Annotated in this window: 25 protein-coding genes; 11 read left to right on the top strand and 14 right to left on the bottom strand. The window is 43.6% G+C overall.

Annotation, left to right across the window (positions count from 1 at the left end; translation table 11 throughout):
• Positions 1–214 precede the first annotated feature (214 nt).
• From SSV_RS07275 to SSV_RS07295, 5 genes are all read left to right on the top strand, one after another.
• Entirely contained in the window at positions 215–976 is a 762-nt protein-coding gene (locus SSV_RS07275; protein WP_072074275.1) for an amino acid ABC transporter ATP-binding protein, read from the top strand.
• Positions 977–990: 14 nt separating this feature from the next.
• Positions 991–1,803, top strand: coding sequence for a transporter substrate-binding domain-containing protein (locus tag SSV_RS07280; protein ID WP_072074276.1), 813 nt, complete (start codon positions 991–993; stop codon positions 1,801–1,803).
• A 12-nt stretch (positions 1,804–1,815) separates the two neighbouring features.
• Positions 1,816–2,496, top strand: a complete 681-nt coding sequence (locus tag SSV_RS07285; RefSeq protein ID WP_072074277.1) for an amino acid ABC transporter permease — start codon at positions 1,816–1,818, stop codon at positions 2,494–2,496.
• A 10-nt stretch (positions 2,497–2,506) separates the two neighbouring features.
• A complete protein-coding gene (locus SSV_RS07290) occupies positions 2,507–3,166 on the top strand; it encodes an amino acid ABC transporter permease (protein WP_072074278.1) in 660 nt (219 codons plus the stop codon).
• A 108-nt stretch (positions 3,167–3,274) separates the two neighbouring features.
• On the top strand, positions 3,275–3,673 hold the full coding sequence (locus tag SSV_RS07295) for a hypothetical protein (RefSeq protein WP_072074279.1): 399 nt from the start codon (positions 3,275–3,277) through the stop codon (positions 3,671–3,673).
• Positions 3,674–3,711: 38 nt separating this feature from the next.
• On the opposite strand, the gene SSV_RS07300 is transcribed toward SSV_RS07295, so the two are convergent.
• Positions 3,712–4,089, bottom strand: coding sequence for a carboxymuconolactone decarboxylase family protein (locus SSV_RS07300; protein ID WP_002899930.1), 378 nt, complete (start codon positions 4,087–4,089; stop codon positions 3,712–3,714).
• A gap of 77 nt (positions 4,090–4,166) precedes the next feature.
• Here SSV_RS07300 and SSV_RS07305 point away from each other — a divergent pair, with 77 nt between their 5' ends.
• Positions 4,167–4,529 (top strand): MerR family transcriptional regulator, encoded by a 363-nt coding sequence (locus tag SSV_RS07305; protein WP_004192884.1) that lies wholly within the window; start codon positions 4,167–4,169, stop codon positions 4,527–4,529.
• Between the two features lie 54 nt (positions 4,530–4,583).
• On the opposite strand, the gene thrS is transcribed toward SSV_RS07305, so the two are convergent.
• From thrS to ccpA, 7 genes are all read right to left on the bottom strand, one after another.
• Positions 4,584–6,527: a threonine--tRNA ligase gene (gene thrS / locus SSV_RS07310; RefSeq protein WP_072074280.1), complete on the bottom strand. Its 1,944-nt coding sequence runs from the start codon at positions 6,525–6,527 to the stop codon at positions 4,584–4,586.
• 31 nt (positions 6,528–6,558) lie between these two features.
• Positions 6,559–6,957 carry a hypothetical protein gene (locus SSV_RS07315; protein ID WP_072074281.1) on the bottom strand — a complete coding sequence of 133 codons (399 nt, stop codon included), beginning with the start codon at positions 6,955–6,957 and terminating at the stop codon, positions 6,559–6,561.
• A gap of 338 nt (positions 6,958–7,295) precedes the next feature.
• Positions 7,296–7,778 (bottom strand): hypothetical protein, encoded by a 483-nt coding sequence (locus tag SSV_RS07325; RefSeq protein WP_072074283.1) that lies wholly within the window; start codon positions 7,776–7,778, stop codon positions 7,296–7,298.
• A gap of 70 nt (positions 7,779–7,848) precedes the next feature.
• Positions 7,849–9,171, bottom strand: a complete 1,323-nt coding sequence (locus SSV_RS07330; RefSeq protein WP_072074284.1) for a glycosyltransferase family 4 protein — start codon at positions 9,169–9,171, stop codon at positions 7,849–7,851.
• A gap of 1 nt (position 9,172) precedes the next feature.
• A complete protein-coding gene (locus SSV_RS07335) occupies positions 9,173–10,171 on the bottom strand; it encodes an LTA glycolipid anchor biosynthesis glycosyltransferase, IagA/BgsA family (RefSeq protein WP_072074285.1) in 999 nt (332 codons plus the stop codon).
• A 14-nt stretch (positions 10,172–10,185) separates the two neighbouring features.
• Positions 10,186–10,329, bottom strand: coding sequence for a hypothetical protein (locus SSV_RS12105; protein WP_176693586.1), 144 nt, complete (start codon positions 10,327–10,329; stop codon positions 10,186–10,188).
• An 88-nt stretch (positions 10,330–10,417) separates the two neighbouring features.
• Complete coding sequence (gene ccpA / locus SSV_RS07340) at positions 10,418–11,422, bottom strand: catabolite control protein A (protein ID WP_002894913.1); 1,005 nt, start codon at positions 11,420–11,422, stop codon at positions 10,418–10,420.
• 162 nt (positions 11,423–11,584) lie between these two features.
• On the opposite strand from ccpA, the gene SSV_RS07345 reads away from it, so the two are divergent.
• The 5 genes from SSV_RS07345 to SSV_RS07365 all read left to right on the top strand — a co-directional run bounded on the left by SSV_RS07345 (position 11,585) and on the right by SSV_RS07365 (position 16,653).
• Positions 11,585–12,667 carry a M24 family metallopeptidase gene (locus SSV_RS07345; RefSeq protein ID WP_072074286.1) on the top strand — a complete coding sequence of 361 codons (1,083 nt, stop codon included), beginning with the start codon at positions 11,585–11,587 and terminating at the stop codon, positions 12,665–12,667.
• Between the two features lie 425 nt (positions 12,668–13,092).
• Positions 13,093–14,139 (top strand): FecCD family ABC transporter permease, encoded by a 1,047-nt coding sequence (locus SSV_RS07350; RefSeq protein ID WP_072074287.1) that lies wholly within the window; start codon positions 13,093–13,095, stop codon positions 14,137–14,139.
• A gap of 1 nt (position 14,140) precedes the next feature.
• Complete coding sequence (locus SSV_RS07355) at positions 14,141–14,896, top strand: ABC transporter ATP-binding protein (protein WP_072074288.1); 756 nt, start codon at positions 14,141–14,143, stop codon at positions 14,894–14,896.
• Between the two features lie 55 nt (positions 14,897–14,951).
• Positions 14,952–15,980 carry an ABC transporter substrate-binding protein gene (locus SSV_RS07360; RefSeq protein ID WP_072074289.1) on the top strand — a complete coding sequence of 343 codons (1,029 nt, stop codon included), beginning with the start codon at positions 14,952–14,954 and terminating at the stop codon, positions 15,978–15,980.
• On the top strand, positions 15,961–16,653 hold the full coding sequence (locus tag SSV_RS07365; RefSeq protein WP_072074290.1) for an alpha/beta hydrolase-fold protein: 693 nt from the start codon (positions 15,961–15,963) through the stop codon (positions 16,651–16,653). Before SSV_RS07360 ends, SSV_RS07365 begins: the two co-directional genes overlap by 20 nt.
• 109 nt (positions 16,654–16,762) lie before the next feature.
• Here the strand turns inward: SSV_RS07365 and SSV_RS07370 are convergent, their stop codons facing one another.
• From SSV_RS07370 to SSV_RS07395, 6 genes are all read right to left on the bottom strand, one after another.
• Positions 16,763–17,266, bottom strand: a complete 504-nt coding sequence (locus SSV_RS07370; RefSeq protein ID WP_072074291.1) for a methylated-DNA--[protein]-cysteine S-methyltransferase — start codon at positions 17,264–17,266, stop codon at positions 16,763–16,765.
• A gap of 36 nt (positions 17,267–17,302) precedes the next feature.
• Positions 17,303–18,160 carry a VOC family protein gene (locus SSV_RS07375; protein WP_072074292.1) on the bottom strand — a complete coding sequence of 286 codons (858 nt, stop codon included), beginning with the start codon at positions 18,158–18,160 and terminating at the stop codon, positions 17,303–17,305.
• A gap of 230 nt (positions 18,161–18,390) precedes the next feature.
• Positions 18,391–18,840 carry an Rrf2 family transcriptional regulator gene (locus SSV_RS07380; RefSeq protein WP_072074293.1) on the bottom strand — a complete coding sequence of 150 codons (450 nt, stop codon included), beginning with the start codon at positions 18,838–18,840 and terminating at the stop codon, positions 18,391–18,393.
• A gap of 56 nt (positions 18,841–18,896) precedes the next feature.
• The gene (locus tag SSV_RS07385) at positions 18,897–19,745 is read right to left on the bottom strand and encodes a metallophosphoesterase family protein (RefSeq protein ID WP_072074294.1); all 849 of its coding nucleotides are present in this window, start codon (positions 19,743–19,745) and stop codon (positions 18,897–18,899) included.
• 93 nt (positions 19,746–19,838) lie between these two features.
• Complete coding sequence (locus SSV_RS07390) at positions 19,839–22,562, bottom strand: FtsX-like permease family protein (RefSeq protein ID WP_072074295.1); 2,724 nt, start codon at positions 22,560–22,562, stop codon at positions 19,839–19,841.
• A gap of 1 nt (position 22,563) precedes the next feature.
• The gene (locus tag SSV_RS07395; protein ID WP_072074296.1) at positions 22,564–23,265 is read right to left on the bottom strand and encodes an ABC transporter ATP-binding protein; all 702 of its coding nucleotides are present in this window, start codon (positions 23,263–23,265) and stop codon (positions 22,564–22,566) included.
• Positions 23,266–23,366: the final 101 nt, after the last annotated feature.

The following is a 23,366-nucleotide window of genomic DNA, read 5'->3' on the forward strand; positions in this document are numbered from 1 at the left end:
TCCAATTTTATTTATTTACCTAGTCTTATTATACCAAAGTTTTCTTAAAAAACACTAATTCAAGCCATTTTTATTCCACATTTGTAGAAAATGGACAATTCTCATCCAAAAAAATTTTTTCTCTAAATGGAAATACTCATTTTTATTCAATTTGACAGTTTATTTATTCTATGGTAAAATCTATGTCATATTATCTAACACAAAGGAGAAGGATATGGCTTTAGTTGAATTTAAAAATGTCGAAAAGTATTACGGAGATTACCATGCTCTGCGCAATATCAATCTCAGTTTTGAAAAAGGGCAAGTAGTTGTACTGCTGGGACCATCCGGCTCAGGAAAATCTACTCTTATCCGTACAATCAACGCTTTAGAAGGCATTGACCAGGGAAGCTTAATTGTCAATGGCCACGAGGTCACGAACACTGCTGCCAAAGAACTGGTCAACTTACGTAAAGAAGTCGGAATGGTCTTTCAACATTTTAATCTTTACCCCCACAAAACGGTGTTAGAAAATGTTACCTTGGCGCCTATTAAAGTTCTAGGAATGGATAAACAAGAAGCTAAAAAAATCGCTCAAAAATATCTAGAATTTGTCAACATGTGGGACAAGAAAGACTCTTACCCAGGCATGCTATCCGGTGGACAAAAACAAAGGATTGCCATTGCCCGTGGTTTAGCCATGCATCCTGAGCTCCTGCTCTTTGATGAACCTACTTCTGCCCTGGACCCTGAAACAATCGGGGATGTTCTGGCTGTTATGCAAAAATTAGCCAAAGACGGCATGAACATGATTGTGGTCACACACGAAATGGGATTTGCCCGTGAGGTAGCTGACCGCATTATCTTCATGGCAGACGGTGAGGTGCTAGTGGATACTACTGATGTTGATGCTTTCTTTGACAATCCTACTGAACCACGCGCTAAGCAATTTCTCAGTAAAATTATCAACCATGAGAGTGATAACGTGCTTTCTTAGAAAGGAGAAGATCTATGAAACTAAAGAAAATAATCATCAGCCTAGTCTTACTCCTATTGACTCTTGGCTTGATTCACGCCGTTCCCGCACAAGCCGATTCCATTACCAGCCAACAGGTCAAGGCTATCCAGAAACGTGGTGTCCTCAATGTCGGTGTCAAACAGGATGTACCTAACTTTGGTTACCTCAATCCTGATAGTAATACTTACAGCGGTCTAGAAATCGATATTGCAAAAAAGATTGCCAAGGAACTAGGCGTCAAAATCAACTACGTCCCAGTTACTGCACAAACTCGCGGACCACTTCTGGACAACGGACAAGTTGACATGGTCATTGCGACCTTTACCATCACAGACGAGCGTAAGGAAATCTATAATTTTACAACCCCTTACTACACTGATGCTTCTGGTTTTTTAGTTAATAAATCCAGCAAAATTACAGACATCAAGGACTTGAATAACAAGACTATCGGCGTCGTCCAAGGCTCTATCACTCAGACCTTGCTAGAAGAAATCGCCCAAGAGAAAAAGCTCAACTTCAAATATGTGGAATTAGGCTCCTATCCTGAACTTGCTGTTTCCTTGCGGGCTCATCGTATTGATGCCATTTCTGTTGACAAGTCCATCCTGACTGGTTATGTAAGTTCCAAGTCAAACATTCTGGATTACAGCTTCAAAAAAGCCGATTATGGTGTGGTAACAAAAAAATCCAATACTCAATTGAATGACTATGTAGATGGCCTAATCTCTAAATGGAAGGAAGACGGCAGTCTACAGAAAATTTATGACAAATATGATTTAAAACCATCTGCTTCAACAGATGATTAGAAAGGAGACCCCATGAGTTTTAGTATTTCTTCTTGGCAGGCCTACTTTGCGGACTTTGGCAAGTTTTTCCAAGGATTCCTCTTTACCTTAGCCATTTCTATCGGTGCCCTGACCTTGGCTCTTTTACTAGGGATTTTCTTCGGAGCTATCAGCACAGGTAAGCATAAAATTCTACGTGGTCTAGCTCGTATTTTTGTTGAGTTTTATCAGAATACACCACTCTTAGTGCAATTTGTGATTGTCTTTTACGGTCTTCCGCTAGTCAGCAATTACACCATCATGCCCTCAATCTATTGGACTGCGGTTCTCTGTGTAGGATTGTATCACGGTGCTTACATCGCCGAAGTCATCCGCTCAGGTATCCAGTCCATTCCTCGCGGACAGACTGAAGCTGCACTCTCTCAGGGCTTTACCTATGTCGAAACTATGCGATATATCATCCTGCCCCAAGCTTTTCGGATTATCCTGCCACCGTTAATCAATCAGGTCGTCAATCTGATAAAAAACACTTCTACCGTCGCTATTATCTCTGGTATGGATCTGATGTTCGTGACCAAGTCCTGGTCTGCTCTGAATTCCAACTACATCCCAGCATTTGCTGGAGCAGCTTTGCTCTACTTCCTTCTTTGCTTCCCAATCGCCAGCTGGGGACGTAAGGTAGAAGAAGCCAATAAACAAGCTTACAGTACCTAAGGAGGTCTCTATGGAAAATATTTTAAAAGTCTTAACCACAAACAACCTCCTCTTTATCCTTAAGGGGCTCTGGCTGACGCTACAAATTTCTTTCATTTCCATTGTCCTATCCACGATTTTTGGAACTATTCTAGCAGTCATGAGAAACGGAAAAAATAAACTGCTCAAGCTGATTGCCAGCATTTATATCGAATTTGTCCGTAATGTACCCAATCTGCTCTGGATTTTCACTATCTTTTTAGTCTTTCAGATTAAGTCAACGCCAGCCGGTATCATTAGCTTCACTGTCTTTACTTCTGCTGCTTTGGCAGAAATTATCCGGGGCGGTCTCAATGCCATTAACCCAGGTCAGACTGAAGCTGGCTTATCTCAAGGATTTACTCAGTTTCAGATTCTGCGTTATATCATCCTACCTCAGGCTATTCGGAAAATGCTGCCAGCCATCATTTCTCAGTTTGTCACAGTGATCAAGGATACCAGCCTTCTCTATTCTGTTATTGCGCTCCAAGAACTCTTTGGTTCTGCTCAAATTCTAATGGGACGCTATTTTGAAGCTGAACAGGTCTTCGCACTCTACCTATTAGTAGCAGCCATCTATTTCCTGATTAACTTCGCCATTTCCAGCTTCTCGCGCAAGCTATCTCAACGCTGGGCTCAAGCTGCAGAATAGATAGCTCAAATACAGACCTACTGTGCAAAAGTTGAGTTTACCAACTCAGCTTTTTTATTTTTCATATTTGTGGTAGAATAATATCAAAGGATAGATAAGGAGAACAATATGAAAAAACTAATATGGCTTTTCATCACTTTCTTAACACTAATCTTTCTCAGCGCCTGCGGTCAGCACGCTAGCTTCCAGGGAAAATGGAAGGCTCAGAAAGCAAACGGAGAGGACATTGACATTGTCTTCAATGACAAAACAGGCAAGCTAGGTGATAAAGAATTTCACTATAAGATAGATAAGTCAGGCTATCAAGATAATACTAAATATTTTAGTATCACTGTCAGCGACACCTATCACTACACCATCCTTTTCCCAGATGATGATATGAAAATAGCTACTCTTCTAGAACCAGACGACCCGTCTAGCGACCCTCTCTATGGGGAAATGCTCTATGCCATGAACCGAAATGAATATCCTGATTTTGATGATTATGTGGATAAATACTTGAATTAAAACTAGAAAGACCACTGATGTAGTCAGCGGCCTTTTTATTATTCTTTTTTAAATAGTTTGTCAGCTAGAAAAACAGCATTTAGTACTCTAGGAAATCCAACATAAGGGATGCACTGCAAAAAGCATTCTATAATCTTTTCGGGGGTTAAGCCAACATTTAAAGCCGCTTGAATATGTACTTCCAGCTGTGCTTCACAACCCCCCTGTGTCAAAAGGCTAGCAAGAGTGACGATTTCTCGCTCCTGTAGATTCAGTCCCTCCCGACTATAGATATCGCCAAAAGCAAATTCTACAATATAGTCTCCTAGATCGGGAGCTATTTCTTTCAGAGAGGAAATGACCTTCTCACCGCCCTCACCATCAATCTGATTGAGTCTTTCTAATCCACGTTCAAATCGCTTATTTTTCATTTGCATTTACCTCCTTAAACGATTACAATGTCATTATAAATCTTAGACCATACTCTAAGTCAAGAAATCAAAGGAGGTTTTTTATGAAAATCGGTCTATTTGCCCAAAAAGTGAATTTATCAACGCATACGCTCCGATATTATGAGAAACGAGGATTGATTAAAGTTGATAGAGATCAAAGTGGTCAGCGTTCCTACGACGAGAACGATCTTGCTTGGGTTCAGTTTATTCAGCGTTTAAAAGATACGGGTATGCATTTGAAAGATATTCAGAGATATGCTGACTTGCGCTACCAGGGTGATGGCAGTCTGAAAGAACGCTTAGAAATGCTGCAGAAGCACCGCAGTTTTGTTCAAGAACAAATTAAAAATTGGCAAATGTCACTAAAAAAATTAGATAATAAAATTGAATGGTATCAAGCAGAAATCAGGAATCTTCCTAAATAGTCTATAAACGAAACCCGAGCTAATTGCTCGGGTTTAATTGTTATCTAATGAGTTCTACTTTTCAACGCGGGATTTGCTAGCAATGTCTGCTAAGATTTGCTCTACAAATTCGTCTACTTGTATTGTATGTGTTTCTTTTTGACCGTAGCGGCGGACATTAACAGTACCGTCTTCTACTTCCTTGTCACCAACAATTAACTGATAAGGAATCTTGCTAGTTTGTGAGGCACGAATCTTATACTGCATCTTTTCATTACGCTCATCCACATCAGCACGGACACCCTTGTCACGCAGCTTCTTAGCTACTTGCCAAGCATAGTCAATATGGGCTTCGTTAGAAACCGGAATCAAAGTCACTTGATGCGGAGCCAGCCAAGTCGGGAAGGCACCCTTGTAATTTTCAATCAAGATAGCTGTGAAGCGCTCCATGGTTGAGATAACTCCACGGTGAATCATAACTGGGCGATGCTCTTCACCGTCAGCTCCGACATACTTGAGGTCAAAACGCTCTGGCAAGAGGAAGTCCAGCTGGATAGTTGACAGAGTTTCTTCATTTCCTAGGGCTGTTTTAACCTGAATATCAAGTTTTGGACCGTAGAAGGCTGCTTCTCCTTCTGCTTCAAAGTAGTCCACACCCATTTCGTCCAAGGCTGCTCGCAGCATGGTTTGGGCATTTTCCCACATCTCATCGTTATCAAAATACTTATGCGTATCCTGAGGATCACGAAGAGACAGACGGAAACGATATTCTGTCAAGTTGAAGTCGGCATAAACGTCGATAATCAACTGCAGCGCACGCTGGAATTCTTCTTGAATCTGTTCTGGCGTTACAAACAAGTGGCCATCGTTCAAGGACATTTCACGCACCCGTTGCAAACCAGTCAGGGCACCAGATTTTTCATAGCGGTGCATCATGCCAATCTCAGCGATACGGATTGGCAGCTCGCGGTATGAGTGAACATGATGTTTGTAGACTTGGATGTGGTGAGGGCAGTTCATGGGACGAAGAACAAACTCCTCTCCATCACCCATATCCATGGTTGGGAACATATCCTCTTGGTAGTGCTCCCAGTGGCCAGAAGTCTTATAAAGCTCCACAGAAGCTAACGGCGGAGTGTAGACGTGTTGGTAGCCTGAAGCCAACTCTTTGTCAACGATGTAGCGCTCCAACTCGCGACGAACCGTCGCACCGTTTGGCAGCCAAAATGGCAAACCTTGACCCACTTCTTGAGAAATCATGAAGAGATCCAGTTCTTTCCCTAACTTACGGTGGTCGCGTTCTTTAGCTTCTTCCCGCATTTGCAGATATTTCTTCAGGTCTTTCTTGTCAAACCAAGCAGTACCATAGACCCGCTGCATCATAGCATTATCGCTGTTCCCGCGCCAGTATGCACCGGCCACGTTCAAGAGGTGGAAGATTTGGATGCGACCAGTTGATGGAACGTGAGGCCCACGGCAGAGATCCACATATTCACCCTGACGGTAGATGGTCAAACCGCCCTCGTCTTCTGAGTGCTCTTCAATCAATTCCAACTTGTAAGGATCGTTTTTGAAAATTTCACGCGCCTCATCCTTGGTCACTTCCTCACGGATGGATGGGAAGTTTTCTTTGACGATTTTCTTCATTTCTTCTTCGATACGAGACAGATCTTCATTTGAAATTTGCCCTGCTTCATTGTCCGTATCGTAGTAGAAACCATCCTGAATGGCGGGACCAACGCCCAAGTGAATATCTGGGAAAAGACGGCGAGCTGCCTGCGCAAACAAGTGGGCTGCTGAGTGACGCAAGATATCTAAAGCATCTTCGTGGTCAGGTGTCACGATTTCGATGGCACCATCTTCAGTGATGGCACGAGTCGTATCAATCAATTTGCCGTTGAATTTACCAGCCAAAGCTTTTTTAGCTAGGGAATTGCTGATAGATTGGGCAATTTCAAAAGTTGTAACGCTAGATTCGAATTCACGAACAGCGCCATCTGGGAAAGTAATCTTAATCATGTATTTTCTCCTTATTTATTATCCAAATATTTTAAGAATCTATTCTTTTATTGTAATAGTTTATTTCTAGGATTTTTTGTAGCTCAGTTTTATGCCAGCCTGCACCAATCATTACCTTATTAACATTAAATTCAAAACTCTGTTTATCATTCATCGAAAACTTAAGTTTATATCCCATAAACAGGCGCTTCTTAAATTGATAAGCTTGGATTTCTTCTGCTGAAAATTCTCCTACAACCTCTCCTAATTTCCCCATAGGGGTAATAGAAATAATGTAGATTCCTGTCTCGGTAAAAACAATTAAAAAGTAGGCATTTGCAGTGCCTCCCAAGCGCTGAGTTCCATAGACCGCATGCAGCGACTCAGCTATGTTCGAATCTAAGCCATGCTTCATTAAAAAAGCCTTAATTTCTTCAAATTTGAATCCCATACAGAGCTCCTTTATTCATTTTATTTTTTATAATATTGTAGCAAAGTAAAAGCCATCTCTCGCCAATCAAAAAGTAACAAAAGATAAATGAAAACAAAAAAACGACATCCATAAAAGGACGTCGCAACGTGGTTCCACCTTCATTTATGCAAGTCAAAAGACTTACACCTCGAATCGGCTCTAACGTAGCCACCGTTTTATGTTTTCATAAAAGCTAATAGAGTAGTCCCAACTGCATCCTCTACGCGATTTCCAGCTCCACGCGCTCTCTAAAAGATTTCCTGCAGGTGATTTGTCTCTAGAAAACATTATAGCACGATTGGAGAAATTTGCAAGGGCTATTGGCCATCAAAACCAGAAAAACGATTGAGAGCCTCTTGACTCAAAGTGGCTGCTTGACGTTTTTTACGGTGTTGCTCTGCCAACAGCATTCCTCCCAAAGAAAGAAATAACAAGACATGAATATCCCTAGCATTGTAAAGCGTGGAAGTGATTGGATTATAAATCTTATCTCCTGAGTAAAAAAGTCCGTCAAAAAAGTTTTTGAATAGGTAATAATACTGAACACCTGGAATCAAAAGAAGAAAGGGCAGTGAAAAACCTTGCATCCGAGTATTTATATAAACAATCACTGCGCCAATCAAAGGAAGCAGCAAAGCATAATAAAATAAATTAAGATTAGAAAGCCAGTTCAAAACACTTTCTACACTTTCTGTATTGTCTATAAGATATCTCCAAAGCTCTTGCCAAATCCAATCTGAAGCAATGAAAATGCCATAGAACAAAAGCAGCCACGGCAGCTGTTTGAGATATTTTTTCATAAGATTTCTCCTCTATTCTATACAAAACCTTGCATAAACAGCTATTGCCACAATGATGCAAGGCATGTTTCTATTCTAATAACTTAGTAATATTCCTGATTTTTTTCACTTGCTTAGTCGAAGCTTTAAGGATACGAACGGAGCCGTTGATTGGTAGAGAAATGACCTTGCCAGGCAGATAGGCCACTGTCTTGGCCAGACGCTTGGCAGCACTTTCCTCTGGGCTAAGCTCGTTATGGAAGTCCTTGGAAATGGTCAAATCCAGATAAAACTCATAGACTCTGCGACCAGAATTCTCCGCTGAAATCTCATAGAGCTTGTCTGCTAACTTCTGCTCATCCATATCAGGTGTCGCAATAATTGCCTCTAAAATAGCGCCTGATAAATCTCTCTCTTGGTAATAAAGGGTCCCAAAAATCTTGTCACTGATAACATTATCTAGATAAGGATTGCCATGAGCAATAATCGGTGTGCCGCTGGCTAAGCTTTCCAGATAAGTCAGACCTTGAGTCTCACTGGTTGAGGCAGAGATAAAGAAATCCGCAGCTTTATAGTAAAGGGCAGTATCACTAGGAGCAATCATCCCCGTAAAGATGACAGCTTCTTCAATCTGAAGCTTGGCAACCAGTTCTTTCAAGTCTTCGGCATAGGGACCGTCGCCGACAATGACTAGCTTGACTTTGTCATTTTCTTCAAGGATGGCAGGCATCGCCTCAACGATAGCCTGGATATTCTTTTCATAAGAAATACGGGACAGACTGAGCAGCATAATCTCATCTTCAGCTATTCCTAGCTTGAAACGAAGCTTCTTAATATCCTCACGCGAAATTTCTGGCCGCTCAAACTTCGCCAGCTCAATCCCTGTCGGAATTACTCGTTTTTCTGCTTCGATTTTATAATTAACCAAAAGGTCATAAACAATCTCACTAGGGCAGATAACCCCATCCAAGTCACTCATGAAGCCACGGACGATGTACTTAACCATGCTAGGACGGATGACCATTCCCTTGGCAATATAGTGCACATAATCCTCATACTGGGTATGGTAGGTATGTACTACCGGAATCCGCAGCTCTTTAGCAATCCAAATCCCCAGCAGCCCTAGTGAAAACTCAGTCTGGGTATGGATAATATCCAGCTGGTACTGACGGGCAATTTCTAAGGCATGAGAAAAGCCTCGGTAAGCCACTCTTCGGTCCTTAAAGGCAAAGAAAGGTACGCTGGGAATCCGAATAATCTGCCAATCCTCATAACGATTGACATCCTTGTCCGTCGTCGTAAAAATAAATACCGTGTGACCTAGTTTTTCCAGCTCCGTCTTCAAAGTCCGAATACTGGTAGCAACCCCAGAGACCTGAGGAAAATAGGTATCTGTAAAAAGACCAATACGCATCTTACATCTCCAAAACTGTTTGATAAGCCTCAACTAACTGACCTGAGACATCGTCAATGGACCGGCTTCTAGCCACCTGATAGCCTGCTTCACGCTTGTCCACCTTTTTGTCTAAGATATTTCTCAGTGACTGGACAAACTCATCTACATTGTTGCAGAGCTCAGCTGAATGCTCATCCACCCAACCCTGGTAGACCGGGATATCACGCAGCACAACATTCTGCTCACTGGCCAAGGCTTCCAGGACAACAATTCCTTCAGTTTCCTCATAGGACGGGAAAAAGAAGGCATCCGCTCCAGACATGGCTCCCTGAAATACCGCTCCCTTAAAATAACCAGGGAATTCGACATTATCAGGGTGGTCAAAGAGAACCAGACGACGAATCTTGCGCGGAATCAGCCAGAGATTGATAGAGCCCAGCCAGATAAAGCGTACATCAGGCATCCTGCGGGCAACCTCTACAAAATCCTCAATCCCCTTGCGGCGGAAATAAAGTCCAGCACAGACGACCACCTTCTGCCCCTCTTTAATCTTAAAATACTTTTTAAAAACTTCTTCCTTGCGAGCATCTTTCTTATACTTAGGCAGGTCAATACCGTTTGACACAGCTACCATGGGTGTAGTGACACCATAAGACTGGATAAGCTGCTTAGAATACTCTGAAGGCGTGATAATAAAATCCGCCTTTTTATACATGTGCGTCAGATATTTACCAAAGAGCGGGGCGAAAAGATTGGAACCAATAAAGGAATTTTCAAAGTCCTCCTTGGTCGAATGCCCATGCATAATCACTTTTTTATTGCCCCTTTTGGCAGCATGGAGGAGAAGCAAGCTACGGGGACCATAGGTATTGATGTGGACCACATCATAATCTCCTAAAACGTCCGTCGTATAAGGAATCCCAGCCAAATCCAAGGCATGCATCTGATGCTGGAGGGCTCGGCCGATTCCTGATTTCTCCAAAACGGACTTTCCTTCAAGATACAGTAATACTTTCATACTTCCTATTATACCTAAAATAAAATAAAAAGGAAAACCACAAGGGCAAATGAGGTAAAAAATCCATCCAAAGCCTGATAAAGCTTAGAAAAACGTTCTAACTGAACGGAAACACAAAAAAGCTGAGGTATAGTACCTCTGCCTCGCTTCATAATCATGAAACTCTCTTAAAGCAGTAGTTTGCTTGGTCTCCTTTGTCGCTTTTCAAGCTCAGAAGACTTGATAATAAAGCTTCTATCTCACCGCTTATTTCCGAGTTGATTTACGCTCGCTAATGCTGTGAGCCAGGAGAACTTCGCGTTCTTCCAATTCTTCCTTATGCATAATCTTAGTCAGCATGCGCATACTGATAGCGCCGATGTCATAGAGGGGCTGACCGATTGTGGAAAGGTTAGGACGAGTGAAACGAGCTACTTGCGAATCATCACTGGTAATGATTTCAAAATCTTCTGGAACCTTGATGCCTTGATCAGACAGACCATTTAAGAGGCCTGCTGCCAGTTCATCTCCTGTGACAAAAGCTGCTGTTGCTTTGGAAGCAATAACACGTTCTGCCAAGTGGTAGCCATCATCATAAGAATATTTTGATTCAAAAACCAAGCCTTCGCTGTAAGAAAGTTTCTTGTTCTTCAAGCCATCTTTATAGCCTGATAGACGGATTTTCCCGTTGATATCATCTACAAGAGGTCCGCTGACAAAGGCAATTTTCTTATTGCGCTTAGCCAGTAATTCTACAGCATCAACCGTTGCTTGTTTGTAGTCAATATTAACGCTCGGAAGCTGATGCTCCACATCGACAGTACCCGCCAAAACGACCGGTGTGCGCGAACGTGAAAACTCTGAGCGAATTTTCTCTGTCAGATGATAGCCCATGAAAATAATGCCATCCACCTGTTTAGAAAAGAGAGTATTGACAACGGATACTTCCTTATCATCGTCCTCATCACTGTTAGCCAAGACAATGTTGTATTTATACATTTCGGCAATATCATCAATCCCTTTTGCCAAGGTTGAGAAATAGCTATTGGTAATATTTGGAATGACAACGCCGACGGTTGTAGTCTTCTTGCTGGCTAGTCCACGTGCTACTGCATTTGGACGATAGTCAAGACGATCAATGACCTCTAAAACTTTTTTACGTGTGTTTTCTTTGACGTTCTTGTTTCCATTCACTACCCGACTGACTGTCGCCATCGAAACTCCCGCTTCACGGGCGACATCATAAATGGTTACTGTGTCGTCTGTGTTCATATAGTTTCCTTTCTTCTATTGAAAATATCGTTTTCACTTTCCTACATTCACCATTTTATCACTTCTTGTAAACACTTTCAAGTATTTTGATAAGTTTTTGAAAAGTCTTGCTTTTTTTGACATTTTTTGCCAAAATAGAGGCATAGAAAGAAGGTTGTGACCATGACAAAAATCCAACAAATCACCCACTATCTCGAGAATGAGAAGCTAGATGCTGCTGTTCTGTCTGATCCAGTCACTATCAATTATCTGACTGGTTTTTATAGCGACCCGCATGAGCGGCAGATGTTTTTGTTTGTCTATCCTGACCATGAGCCCCTGCTCTTCGTGCCTGCTCTAGAGGTTGAGCGTGCCTCAGGAGCTGTCCCCTTTTCAGTTCTTGGTTATATGGACTCTGAAAATCCTTGGCAGAAGATTAAAGCTGCCTTGCCGGCTCACTCCTTCAAGACTGTCGCTCTTGAGTTTGATAACTTGATTTTGACCAAATACCATGGATTGAAAACTGTCTTTGATAGTGCAGAATTTGCCAACCTGACTCCTTACGTCAACCGCTTGCGCTTGATCAAATCAGCCGACGAAATCCAGAAAATGCTGGTAGCTGGGCAATATGCTGACAAGGCTGTCAATATCGGTTTTGACAATATCTCACTGGACAATACTGAAACAGATATCATCGCTCAGATTGACTTTGCCATCAAGCGCGAAGGCTATGAGATGAGCTTTGAAACCATGGTGCTGACGGGAAATAATGCAGCCAATCCGCACGGCATTCCCGGTGCCAATAAAGTCGAAAATAACGCCCTCCTGCTCTTTGACCTCGGCTGTATGGTCAATGGCTACGCCAGCGATATGACGCGGACTGTTGCTGTTGGCCAGCCTGACCAGTTCAAAAAAGATATCTACCATCTGACATTGGAAGCCCAGCAAGCTGCTCTTAACTTTATCAAGCCAGGTGTCACAGCTCATGAAGTAGACCGTGCCTCTCGGCAAGTCATCGAAAAAGCTGGCTATGGTGAGTATTTCAACCACCGTCTCGGCCATGGTATCGGTATGGATGTTCACGAATTCCCATCCATCATGGAGGGCAACGACATGGTCATCGAAGAAGGCATGTGCTTCTCTGTTGAGCCTGGTATTTACATCCCTGGCAAGGTCGGTGTCCGCATCGAAGACTGCGGCCATGTCACTAAGAATGGTTTTGAACTCTTCACCGAGACTAGCAAGGACTTGTTGTATTTTGAATAGAATTTTATAATCTTATATTATGTCTTGAATGATTATTGGACTTGGCAAAGGACTTCTGGTTCTTTAAGCTATCATTGTTGGACATTGTTATAGCTGTCTCAGTCCTTACGCATTTATAATTTCTAAAAACGATAGAAATGTTTCTGTCGTTTTTTCTTGTTTCCTGGTATTTATAATAAGTCATTAAAGGGCACCAGCTTTTCCTCCAATGACGTCGTCTGTCAGAGACATTCCGAAGAACTCAATTACTCCGCTCTAACCAGTTTTTACACTAGCAAGATGATTTCATCACTGAAAAGATAAAGCGTCATTAAACCTTGTCATATCATAGGTTTTTATCCCTTCTTGCCCTTCTGATTTAAAAATGTTATAATTTTTTATGAAATTGTCTAAAAATTCTAATCTTTGCTGTTAAGGAGGTCTGGATGCTCTTCAAAAGGTCAGAAAATCACGGATTTTCTCGCTATGTCTGCCTACTCTTGCTTCTCATCATTTTTCTGGCTTTCTCCCTCTTTTTAGCTGTATCTTTGGGATCTGTCACTATTGACATACAAGATACTTACCAGATTATTTTCAGCAAGCTTGGTTTTTACCTCGGCATAGGCAAACTATCTCCGTCTACAATCGCAATTGTTTGGAACATGCGGGTTCCAAGAGTGCTTTTGGGAATCCTAGCTGGTGCTGGCCTTTCTGTCTGTGGCAGCGTCATGCAATCTACTGTCAATAATCCCATCGCAGAGCCTTATATCCTAGGAATTTCAGCGGGTGCAACCTTCGGAGCCACACTGAGCATTATCTTAGGGCTCAAATCCATTACTGGCACAGGTGCCTTTATAGGAGCCATTCTGGCATCGGCAGTGGTCCTTTTTATCGCATCCATACAGGGAAAAATGACGACAAGCAGTCTGATTTTATCAGGAACAGTTGTAAATGCCCTTTTTATCGCCTTTTCCAACTTTATCATTTCTGTCGGTGCTAATGCTGACAGCCTTATGACGATCAAGTTCTGGACCATGGGCTCGCTGGCCGGAACTTCTTGGTCAGATCTTACCTTGCCAGCTCTTGTTGTTGTTCTCTCCTTTTTGTTTTTCTGTTCCCAGTATCGTATTTTCAATACTATGATGATGGGGGACGAAGCAGCTTTAACATTAGGGGTACCTCTGCGTTTTTACTGGTTCCTCTATATCACAGTTGTCGCAGTCATGACTGCGGTGCTGGTTGCCTGCTGTGGTATTATCGGCTTTGTCGGACTAATCACTCCGCACATTGCTCGCAGATTAGTTGGTACCAACTACAAAAGGCTCTTTCCTATCGCTACCCTGCTCGGCTCTCTCTTTCTTGTCTGGGCAGATGTTTTGGCTCGAATTTTGGTCAAAAATGCCGAGCTGCCGATTGGGATCTTCACCGCTTTGGTCGGTGCCCCCTTCTTTATCTACATTGTAGCCAAAAGCCGAAAGGAGGTAAGCAGCTGATATGGATCTAACTTGCCAAGATATCCACTATTCTATTGGCCCAAAAGAGATTTTAAAAGGGATTTCGCTCAAGGTCGAGGGAAATCAGTTTCACACCATTTTAGGGCCCAACGGAAGCGGCAAAACTAGTCTGCTCAAAACCATCTACCGCCAAATCAAACCTGACAGCGGGGACATTTATCTAAACGGAAGGCCACTTGAACAGGTCAGCATAAAAAAAGCAGCCCAGAAAATAGCCGTTGTAACTCAGTTTAACCATCTTCAGTTTGACTGCACTGTCCAAGAAATCGTCATGCTGGGCAGGACGCCCCATCTGTCCCTTTTTCAAAAAGAGAGCGAAAAAGACTACGCCCTTGTCCGTCATGCCTTGAGACAGGTGGACATGCTAGACAAGGGAGAGCGAACCTATCTATCCCTGTCTGGTGGTGAGAAGCAAAGAGTCCTGCTGGCACGCGCTTTGGCCCAGCAGCCAAGCCTACTGCTCCTAGACGAGCCGACCAATCATCTGGACATCAAATACCAGCTGGATATGCTGCGTATCGTCAAAAACCTCAACATCAATGTTTTGGCTGTTTTACACGATATCCAACTGGCTTGTCGGTATTCAGACTATTTGTACCTCATGAAGGGAGGTGAGATTGCATACCAAGGCGCTCCAAAGGAGGCCATCACCCATGATTCACTGCAAGCCGTTTACGGTATTCAGAGCAAAGTAATCTGGACCAAGGATCGGCAGGCCATGATTCAGTATCTATAAGAGCCTGCTCTCAGCTTTATCTATACAAGCTCCAAGCCCAAGAAAGGAAGGCAATATGAAAAAAACACTCAGTATCTTACTCGTCGCAACTGCTGCACTGACAATGGCAGCCTGCAATTCTTCCTCTAAGGAAAGTACGAAAGAAAGCGCAACTTCACAATCTTCCTCCAAAACAGAAAGCGCGAAAAAGAGCACAGCAGAGACAAAATATCCAGTGACAATCAAAACTTACGATGCCGAAGGCAAGGAGATTGATCAGGTATTTGAAAAGGCACCGGAAAAGGTCATCACCAACAACCTTTCGACGACCGAAATCTTGATTGAACTAGGATTGAAAGACAAGATCGCAGGTATGCTCAATCCAGACAACGATGTCACAGATAAATACAAGGCTGATATTGCCACCATTCCGCAAGTCGGCGACAAGAAAACCGTGTCACAGGAAACTGTGCTATCCTATGAGCCAGATGCTCTTCTTGGGCGAAACATGATGTTTTCTGAGAAGTCTCTGGGGACAGTCAGTGCCTGGAATGAAAACAAAATCCCTGTCTACACACAGAAGGCTTCCCTGTCTAATACCAAGCAAGACCTAGGCAATATCGTTGAAGATGTCAAGAACATAGGAAACATCTTTAATGTTCAGGACAAGGCCAATCAGTATGCTGACCAGCTGCAGGCAAGAATTGACAGTGTTAAGAAGACCAATAAAGCTAGCCAAGGCGAAAAGAAAAAAGCGCTCATCATGTGTGCCTACAACGATGAGACTTTCGGTGCCTATAAGTCAGCCCTGCAGGAGAGCCTGCTTAACCAGCTCGGCTATACCAATGTAGCGACTGGAACCTCTGACCTAACCTTGGAAAATCTAGTCTCTATGGATCCAGAAGTCATCATCTACGTAACCAGCGACCGCAACAAGGCCATGGATGAACAAGCAGTTGATCTAATGAAAGCTAATCCCGTTCTGGAAGATGTCCCAGCGGTCAAAAATCAGAAGATTATGACCATCTCCTATGATGAGTTCATGGATTATGGTCCTGCTGTAATCGACTCACTCGAGAAAATCAATGACTTTGTCAATAAATAAGACCTTTGTCTGGGAGGGGATCACAGTCAATATTGCTCTGCCCCAAGAGTATGACGGATCACGACCTTATCCAGCAATCTTGCTAAATGATGGCCAGATAAACTACCTAAGCAGGCTTTCCTCATCGGTAATCTTGATCGGACTGATATCCAACAACAGGCTGGACGATTTTACACCCTGGAAAGCCAATGCTCTAAAACCTGGCAATCCTGATTTTGGCGGCAGAGCAGATAGCTATCACCAAAAGCTTTTCAGAGGTATATTAGCAGAAATCAGACAGCTCTACCTACTGGATGATAAGAGAATTGCCTATGGTGGCTACTCTCTCGGTGGATTAGCGGCTATTTACAGTCTCTATAGCGTCTGCGAGATTCCTTGTGTCTTTTCTATCTGCGGTTCCTTTTGGTACCCAGGTTTTACCGACTATTGCCGGACACAGGACTTGAAAAACAAGGACTGTCTGGTTTATTTGCAGAATGGAAAGACAGAAGGTGCGAATCATTCGAACCGACTTTCCAAGGCTCCTTTCTATGCTGAAGAAATTCATCGCTTGATTCAGAAAGAAATCCTTACCACGTGCTCCGTCTTTGATCCTTATGGACATCATGAAGCCATCAAAGAGCGCTATACCGCCTTTGCCGACTGGCTGGCCACACAATGGCATATCGACTAATGAAAAACCCCTTTGTCAGCTGCTGTAAGTGACAAAGGGGATTTTTAGTTTATTAATGCAGGCAAAAGACTCTCATCAGTAAAATGGTAAAAGTCTTGAGTAGAAAGATTTATTCAGTCTTCTCCCCCGACTCCAACTCCAGTAGGAAGGATTTTTTATCAAGGCCGCCGGCATAGCCGGTCAGCTTACCGTCGCTTCCGACAATCCGGTGGCAGGGAATCAGAAGGGAAATGGGATTATGGCCGATGGCACCACCGACTGCTCTAGCAGAACCAATCTTACCGTACTCGGCTTGTAATTCTCTTAGAATGTCTGAATAAGTAGCCGTTTGCCCATAGGGAATCTTCCGCAGCACTGTCAGAACCTTGCTTCTAAACTCAGTCACTTGAGGTGCCAATGGAATTTCATCTGTCGCGGGATTTTCTCCCTTGAAATAAGCATCCAGCCAAGCAGCAACATGCTGGCTAACTTCTGTCTCCTCCTGCTGTGCTTGCTCCAGATCATAGCCTGCTCCAAAATATTTCTGATCCTCAAGCCAAAGTCCCAGCAAGGCATTTGCGTCTGTCAAGATGAGAATCCGACCAATCGGTGATGCATAATAAGTCTTGTACATATTTTTTTCTTTCTTTTAACTTCTTGATATGCCTTATTATACCACTCTTGTCTTAAATTTAGCCACAATTCCATCTGGGTCTGTGACTTCTAGCTCTTGGGAGCTAATCCATCGGACTGGCGCCTGCAAATCCAGAGCATTTTCATAAATAGCTACTAGGTCTTCTTTCCCTTCTACTTGCACTTCAAAATAGGCTAGTCCCAGTTGCTTGGGTTGGCGATGATTCAAGTGAGAACCTCCCCATTCATTAACTGCTAAATGATGATGGTAGTTACCTGATGCTAGCCAACTTGCAGAAGGTACAGAAAATTTGTCCTCCAAGCTTAGAAGCTTTTGGTAAAAATGACTGGCTGCTCTGCTATTTTTCACAGACAGATGGACATGCCCCATACGAGTGCCTTCGGCAATACTAAACGGTTGGACTTCCTGACCTAGTTCATAGATTTCTTGAGCCGCGAGCGCTTCCGTCACTCCGACAATGCGGCCATCTTCCCGAATATCCCAATCAGCCTGAGGCTTGTCCCGATAAAGCTCAATGCCGTTGCCTTCCGGATCCTCCAGATAAATGGCTTCACTATAACCGTGGTTCGCCCCTCCAACCATAGGAACTTTATTTTCTGATAAATGCTTAAGGATATCCGCCAAAGCTTGGCGGCTTAGAAGCAAAAGCGCCAGATGATAAAGACCGTAAGCAGACTTGACGGTCTGACGGTCACTGGTTGCTAAGAGTTTCACCAGCGCTTGTCCGTCCCTACCCAAAGCCACCTGTCCGTCCTGCTCTTCCAAAAGCTCCAGCCCTAAAACACGCTGATAAAAATCCCTTTGTCTTGCTAGGTCAGCCACATAAAGTGCCACCTCTCCTAGATAAATCTTGCTTTGATATTCAAAAATCATGTTTTTTGCTCTCCTCTTAAATTTTAAATGTCAGCAGTCCGTCTGCTCAATCTTTTTTTATTTCTCCAAAACAGAGATAGGTTCCTTGATATAGATTTCCACATCTCCATTTGCTCCGAAGACTTAGTCATATTGTAATTATTTCTATTACATCTATTGGTATAGCACATCTTAATGTAATGTCAATTATTACATCTCGCAAAATTCTTAACAAAAAAACAATCTGCTCACTAGGAAACAGATTGTTCTTTAATTTCTTTTTCGGTTGCTGCGACAACTTCGTCAAGGCTGGTCTGAGCTAATTCAGCTTCCATGGCTGCCTGAATAGCCGCCAATCGGTCATCTAAGACATTGTGAATGTTCTTGCCGATAGGACAGTCTGGATTGGGCTTATCATGAAAACTAAAGAGCTGGCCGCTCTTGCCTAGACACTCAACCGCGCTATAGACGTCCAACAGGCTAATGTCTTTCAAATCTTTGGCAATCTCTGCTCCTCCAGTCCCACGAGCAATGGTAATCATCCCGGCATTCTTGAGCTGGGACAGGGTCTTGCGGATAATAACTGGATTGACGCCGACACTTCCAGCAAGAATATCACTTGTCAGTTTTCGTTTTTTTCCCTCCAAAGCCAGTACAATCAGCATATGAGTGGCAATGGTAAAACGGCTAGAAATCTGCATTTTCTCTCCTCCCTCATCATCTTCTCTCACTATTATATCTCAAAAATGGTGTAACTTCAAGAGTTACGACTGGACTTTAAGAAAGCTGCAATCTCATCTGCATAGCCTTCCCGCTCACTGATTTCCCGCAGCAGGTCGTGGTTATGGGTATGGTGGATACCATTGACCAAGCTCTCCCGATAAATCTCATAGTAAGGCAAGTGGAGCTCCCGAGCCAATCGCAGCTCCTGCTCCACATCGTAGGCCACGCGCCGAAGGTCGACATCAGCCAGACCAGTCTCATCTATCTCTAAAATGGCATACTGGGCTCGCAAGTCCTGACGCAAAGCTGAATCTAGAAAGAACGGCTGACCAATAGAGCCAGGATTAATAATCAGCTGTCCATTGGTCCCGTAGCGGAGAAACTGCTGGTGAATATGACCATAAACAGCGACAGCGCAGTCGTTTCCTTCAAAAAGGCGGTCGAAATTGCTCTGCTCGCCAATATGAATCAGCTCCCGCCCCCAATTCTTATCTGGCAGATGGTGGCTGACCGCAATCTTCAATCCCTCTACTTCTGTCAAGATTTGCAGAGGAAGTTCTTGCATGCGGTCAATCTCTTCTGGACGGATTTCTTCTAGGACAAAATGACAGAGCCGGGTCAGGTAGAGATGGCTGGGACGTGTCAAGTCTAACTTTTGGTGCAGGGCATGCCAGAGACTGTCTTCCCAATTCCCTCTGACCTGGAGGCTAATAGACAGCTGCTCCATCCTATCTAAGATATTTCTGCGACCAGTTCCTGGCAGGAGCAAGTCCCCCAAAAACCAATAATCTGTCACTTGCTGGCTTTCCGCATCCGCCAGTACTGCTTCCAAGGCTGTGCTATTCCCATGTACATCGGATAATAAGGCAATTTTTCGTGTCATCGTATGTCTTTCTCTTTCTTTACAAGGAATATTATATCAAAGTTCAAAAAAACTTCCACCCATCAAGTGAGTGAAAGTTTTGAAGTGTTTTTTTCAATCGACAGACTTAAGTGCTTCCATCATATCTACTCGTCTGAGACGGTAGTTGACAAAGAAGCCAAGCAAGGTCAGAATAAGAGTCACTGCAGTTAGAGGAAACAGATAGACTGAGGGACTTACTTGAGGGTTTAAGCTGATAATGCTAGGCGCAACCTTCTCAATCAAAAAACGATGCAGGAAGAAACCGCCTAGAAGCCCAACTACCATCCCAATTACTGACAGAATAATGGTCTCTCGATAAATATAGAGGGTCACTTCCTTATTATGGAAGCCCAGAACCTTGATGGTGGACAGCTCACGAATCCGCTCTGCTACATTGATATTAGTCAGATTGTAGAGAATAACGACTGCTAAAAGAATGGAAATCAGCACCAAAACCAGCATTGTATTATTAAGAGAATCAGCTAGAACGTTGAACTGCTTCACCATGCTTGCATTTTGAGAAACACTCTTGACAGACTTGAGGCTCATAAATTCATTGGCCTTGTCCACAATATTCTTACTAGAAGGGTTCTTGAGTCGCACTAGATAAGCGTTTTTCTCGGGCTTTTTGCCGTAAATCTTCTGGTAGTCAGTTGCCTTTATAAAGGCAAAATGGCCAAAATGATTCTCATTGACTGCTGCGAGCTTGACAGGCTTGCCACCCAGCTCTATACTGCCACCGGGGCTAACTCCAGCTATACGGGCCAATTTATCCGAAACAACTACACCGTCCTTGAGAGTCAGCTTTTGCTGGTTATCAGGACTTTCCATAGAAATAAAAGGTTCGAAATTTTCCTTGTCCGTAACCATCAAAGTGACTGACTCTGTCTCTTTTTTTCCTTTGTATTTCTCTGTCAAGGTTTCACTGTGGATCTCCTGATAGTCAGCAATCGAGTCATCTGCCAACATCTTTTTCAGCTTGTCTTGTTCGGCTTGATTCTCCTCAGGATTGACAGCGACAATCAAGTCGTATCGCAGAATCTCCTCAAACTGACGTTTTGGAATACCACCAATAGAAGATTGGAGTCCTAGACCGGCAAAGAGCAGGGCAACAGAACCCGCCACACCAAAGATAGTCATAAACATTCGCTGCTTATAGCGAAAGATATTGCGTGCTGTGACCTTCTGAGTAAAGCTAAGACGTCGCCAGATAAAGGGCAGTCTTTCCAAGAAAATCTTGGAGCCCTTGACCGGTGGCTTGGGCAAAAGCAAGTGAGCTGCTTCCTCTGTCAGCTCCCGTCTTGCCACCAAATAGGCAGGGAGAACACTGGATAGAAGGGAAAGCCCCAGGGCCAGTAAACTATAGGAAATATAAAAATAAGCATGAGGGGCAGAAAGCACCATCCCTCTGGTAATAATAGAAGAAATCACACCTGACAAGAAATAATGTCCCAGCAGAATCCCTATGAGGGTACCTAGACTGCCTGCTACCAAACCGTAAAGAGCAAACTTGCGAATGATATCTCGGCTATGATAGCCTAGAGCCTTGAAGACGCCTGCATTCGTTCGCTCCTCATCGACAAAGCGAGTCATGGTGGTAAAGGTCACCATAGCTGCCACCAAATAGAGCACCACCGGGAAGATATTACCAATCGACGCAATACTATTCATGGAGTTTTTATACATATGATAGCCATTACCACCTGGCAGAGACTTGCGGTCATAGCTATGATAGACCGGCTCTTTCAAACGATTCAGGTCTGCCTTAGCGTCAGCTAGCTTGTCCTTGCTAGCTGATAAGTCTTTCTCCGCCTGTGCCAGCTCAGATTTTTTCTGATTGAGCTGGGACTCAGCTTCCTGAATCTGCTGCTGGCTCTGGCTGAGCTGTGCAGGAGGGAGGATAGAAGCAGATTGAGCTGCTACTAGCTGGCTTTTTTGCTGGTCTAGCTGACTCTGAGCTTGCTCTAATTGCTTTTTCCCTTGGCTCAGCTCACTCTCAGCTTGAGCAATCTTATCTTGGCCCTTCTGAATGGTGCTTTTGGCATCTGCCTCTAATCGCTTAAAGCGAGCCACTCCGTTATCTTCCAGGCTCTTGTCCAAAGCAGTCTGGTGCTGCTCCAAACGCTCCTGATAGCTTTCAGAGAAGGGAGCCAGCTTTTCTAAATCATGATAGCGCAGGCGGGCAATACTGTAAACATCTGTATCAAAGGCCTTGGGGCTGACTACAGCATAGGCTGATAAAGCTCCGCTGCCACTAGTCGCATTGCCCAGATTTCTATCAGACCAGAGCTCTGCTGAGTTGACAAAACCCACAATCTTATAAGTTTTGTTTTTCAGAACTGACCGACTGCCTGCTTTCTCGGTCAGATCAATCTCCTGACCAAGTTTATATTTTCTAGACCAAAAGCTAGCCAGGGCAATTTCTTGCGCATTCTTGGGAAGACGACCGGAGGTCACTTGAAAGTTTGAAATATCCTTGGTATCCGAGAATACTCGTAGGGCCTCCTCGTCTACGGTGACATCTGTCAGATAGCCAAACTCGACATCAGCTCCCTTAATAGATTCCAGCTCTTTCTGATCCGCCTTATCCAAACCATAGTCCGCCATAACAGCCAAGTCCATGGTTCGTTGCTCTTTCAAGTAATCTGTTGCTGTTCTGCGCATATTGGGTGGAGCGACCTTGAGCCCCACGAGAGCTAAAGAGCCCAGCATCATGAGGATTAAAATAGATAGGAAACGTCCTTTAGAGCTAGTGAAGGAGCGCAGAATATCTTTCCAATAAATCTTTCTCTTCATATCAATACTCCAATGTACTTATATCCTGAGGCTCTTCATTGACTGTAACACTCTTGACTCTCGCATCGTGCATGCGGATAACCCTGTCAGCAATGGGAGCAAAGGCAGCATTGTGGGTCACGATAATAACCGTTGCACCTTGATTGCGGGACATATCCTGTAAGATTTGCAGCACTTGCTTGCCGGTATTGTAGTCTAGAGCTCCTGTCGGTTCATCACAGAGCAAAATCTTGGGATTCTTAGCTACAGCCCGAGCGATAGACACCCGCTGCTGCTCCCCGCCTGATAGCTGGGCCGGAAAATTATTGAGGCGCTTTTCCAGACCAACTGCGGTCAGAGCTGCTACTGGATCTTGAGCGTCCTTGACGATTTCAGAAGCCAATTCGACATTTTCCTTGGCCGTCAGGTTAGGCACCAAATTATAAAACTGAAAGACGAAGCCCACGTCATTGCGGCGATAGTCCGTCAGCTGGTGGGAATTGTAGTCAGCAATATTCTGTCCGTCTATCAGGATGTCTCCCTCATCATTGGTATCCATACCTCCGAGGATATTAAGTACCGTAGACTTACCGGCACCAGAAGCACCTAGGATAATGACCAGTTCCCCCTTTTCAATGTCAAATGAAATATCGTGATTGGCAACTATTTCCGTATCCCCCATCTGATAACGTTTAAAGCTATGTTTCATTTCAATATAAGCCATATCGTTTCTCTCCTTTTCAAAGCTCGTTTCCTTAAATCAACAAACTGTTGATTCCAAATCACAGATATTATATAATGAGCTTAGATAAAAATCAATAACCA

This window comes from Streptococcus sanguinis (assembly GCF_001078705.1).
Taxonomy (GTDB): Bacteria; Bacillota; Bacilli; order Lactobacillales; family Streptococcaceae; genus Streptococcus; species Streptococcus sanguinis_D.

Bases quoted from the DNA above. Each gene is read 5' to 3' on its own strand.
- SSV_RS07275 (WP_072074275.1), top strand. From the start codon at position 215: ATGGCTTTAGTTGAATTTAAAAATGTCGAAAAGTATTACGGAGATTAC.
- SSV_RS07280 (WP_072074276.1), top strand. From the start codon at position 991: ATGAAACTAAAGAAAATAATCATCAGCCTAGTCTTACTCCTATTGACT.
- SSV_RS07285 (WP_072074277.1), top strand. From the start codon at position 1,816: ATGAGTTTTAGTATTTCTTCTTGGCAGGCCTACTTTGCGGACTTTGGC.
- SSV_RS07290 (WP_072074278.1), top strand. From the start codon at position 2,507: ATGGAAAATATTTTAAAAGTCTTAACCACAAACAACCTCCTCTTTATC.
- SSV_RS07295 (WP_072074279.1), top strand. From the start codon at position 3,275: ATGAAAAAACTAATATGGCTTTTCATCACTTTCTTAACACTAATCTTT.
- SSV_RS07300 (WP_002899930.1), bottom strand. From the start codon at position 4,089: ATGCAAATGAAAAATAAGCGATTTGAACGTGGATTAGAAAGACTCAAT.
- SSV_RS07305 (WP_004192884.1), top strand. From the start codon at position 4,167: ATGAAAATCGGTCTATTTGCCCAAAAAGTGAATTTATCAACGCATACG.
- thrS (WP_072074280.1), bottom strand. From the start codon at position 6,527: ATGATTAAGATTACTTTCCCAGATGGCGCTGTTCGTGAATTCGAATCT.
- SSV_RS07315 (WP_072074281.1), bottom strand. From the start codon at position 6,957: ATGGGATTCAAATTTGAAGAAATTAAGGCTTTTTTAATGAAGCATGGC.
- SSV_RS07325 (WP_072074283.1), bottom strand. From the start codon at position 7,778: ATGAAAAAATATCTCAAACAGCTGCCGTGGCTGCTTTTGTTCTATGGC.
- SSV_RS07330 (WP_072074284.1), bottom strand. From the start codon at position 9,171: ATGCGTATTGGTCTTTTTACAGATACCTATTTTCCTCAGGTCTCTGGG.
- SSV_RS07335 (WP_072074285.1), bottom strand. From the start codon at position 10,171: ATGAAAGTATTACTGTATCTTGAAGGAAAGTCCGTTTTGGAGAAATCA.
- SSV_RS12105 (WP_176693586.1), bottom strand. From the start codon at position 10,329: ATGATTATGAAGCGAGGCAGAGGTACTATACCTCAGCTTTTTTGTGTT.
- ccpA (WP_002894913.1), bottom strand. From the start codon at position 11,422: ATGAACACAGACGACACAGTAACCATTTATGATGTCGCCCGTGAAGCG.
- SSV_RS07345 (WP_072074286.1), top strand. From the start codon at position 11,585: ATGACAAAAATCCAACAAATCACCCACTATCTCGAGAATGAGAAGCTA.
- SSV_RS07350 (WP_072074287.1), top strand. From the start codon at position 13,093: ATGCTCTTCAAAAGGTCAGAAAATCACGGATTTTCTCGCTATGTCTGC.
- SSV_RS07355 (WP_072074288.1), top strand. From the start codon at position 14,141: ATGGATCTAACTTGCCAAGATATCCACTATTCTATTGGCCCAAAAGAG.
- SSV_RS07360 (WP_072074289.1), top strand. From the start codon at position 14,952: ATGAAAAAAACACTCAGTATCTTACTCGTCGCAACTGCTGCACTGACA.
- SSV_RS07365 (WP_072074290.1), top strand. From the start codon at position 15,961: ATGACTTTGTCAATAAATAAGACCTTTGTCTGGGAGGGGATCACAGTC.
- SSV_RS07370 (WP_072074291.1), bottom strand. From the start codon at position 17,266: ATGTACAAGACTTATTATGCATCACCGATTGGTCGGATTCTCATCTTG.
- SSV_RS07375 (WP_072074292.1), bottom strand. From the start codon at position 18,160: ATGATTTTTGAATATCAAAGCAAGATTTATCTAGGAGAGGTGGCACTT.
- SSV_RS07380 (WP_072074293.1), bottom strand. From the start codon at position 18,840: ATGCAGATTTCTAGCCGTTTTACCATTGCCACTCATATGCTGATTGTA.
- SSV_RS07385 (WP_072074294.1), bottom strand. From the start codon at position 19,745: ATGACACGAAAAATTGCCTTATTATCCGATGTACATGGGAATAGCACA.
- SSV_RS07390 (WP_072074295.1), bottom strand. From the start codon at position 22,562: ATGAAGAGAAAGATTTATTGGAAAGATATTCTGCGCTCCTTCACTAGC.
- SSV_RS07395 (WP_072074296.1), bottom strand. From the start codon at position 23,265: ATGGCTTATATTGAAATGAAACATAGCTTTAAACGTTATCAGATGGGG.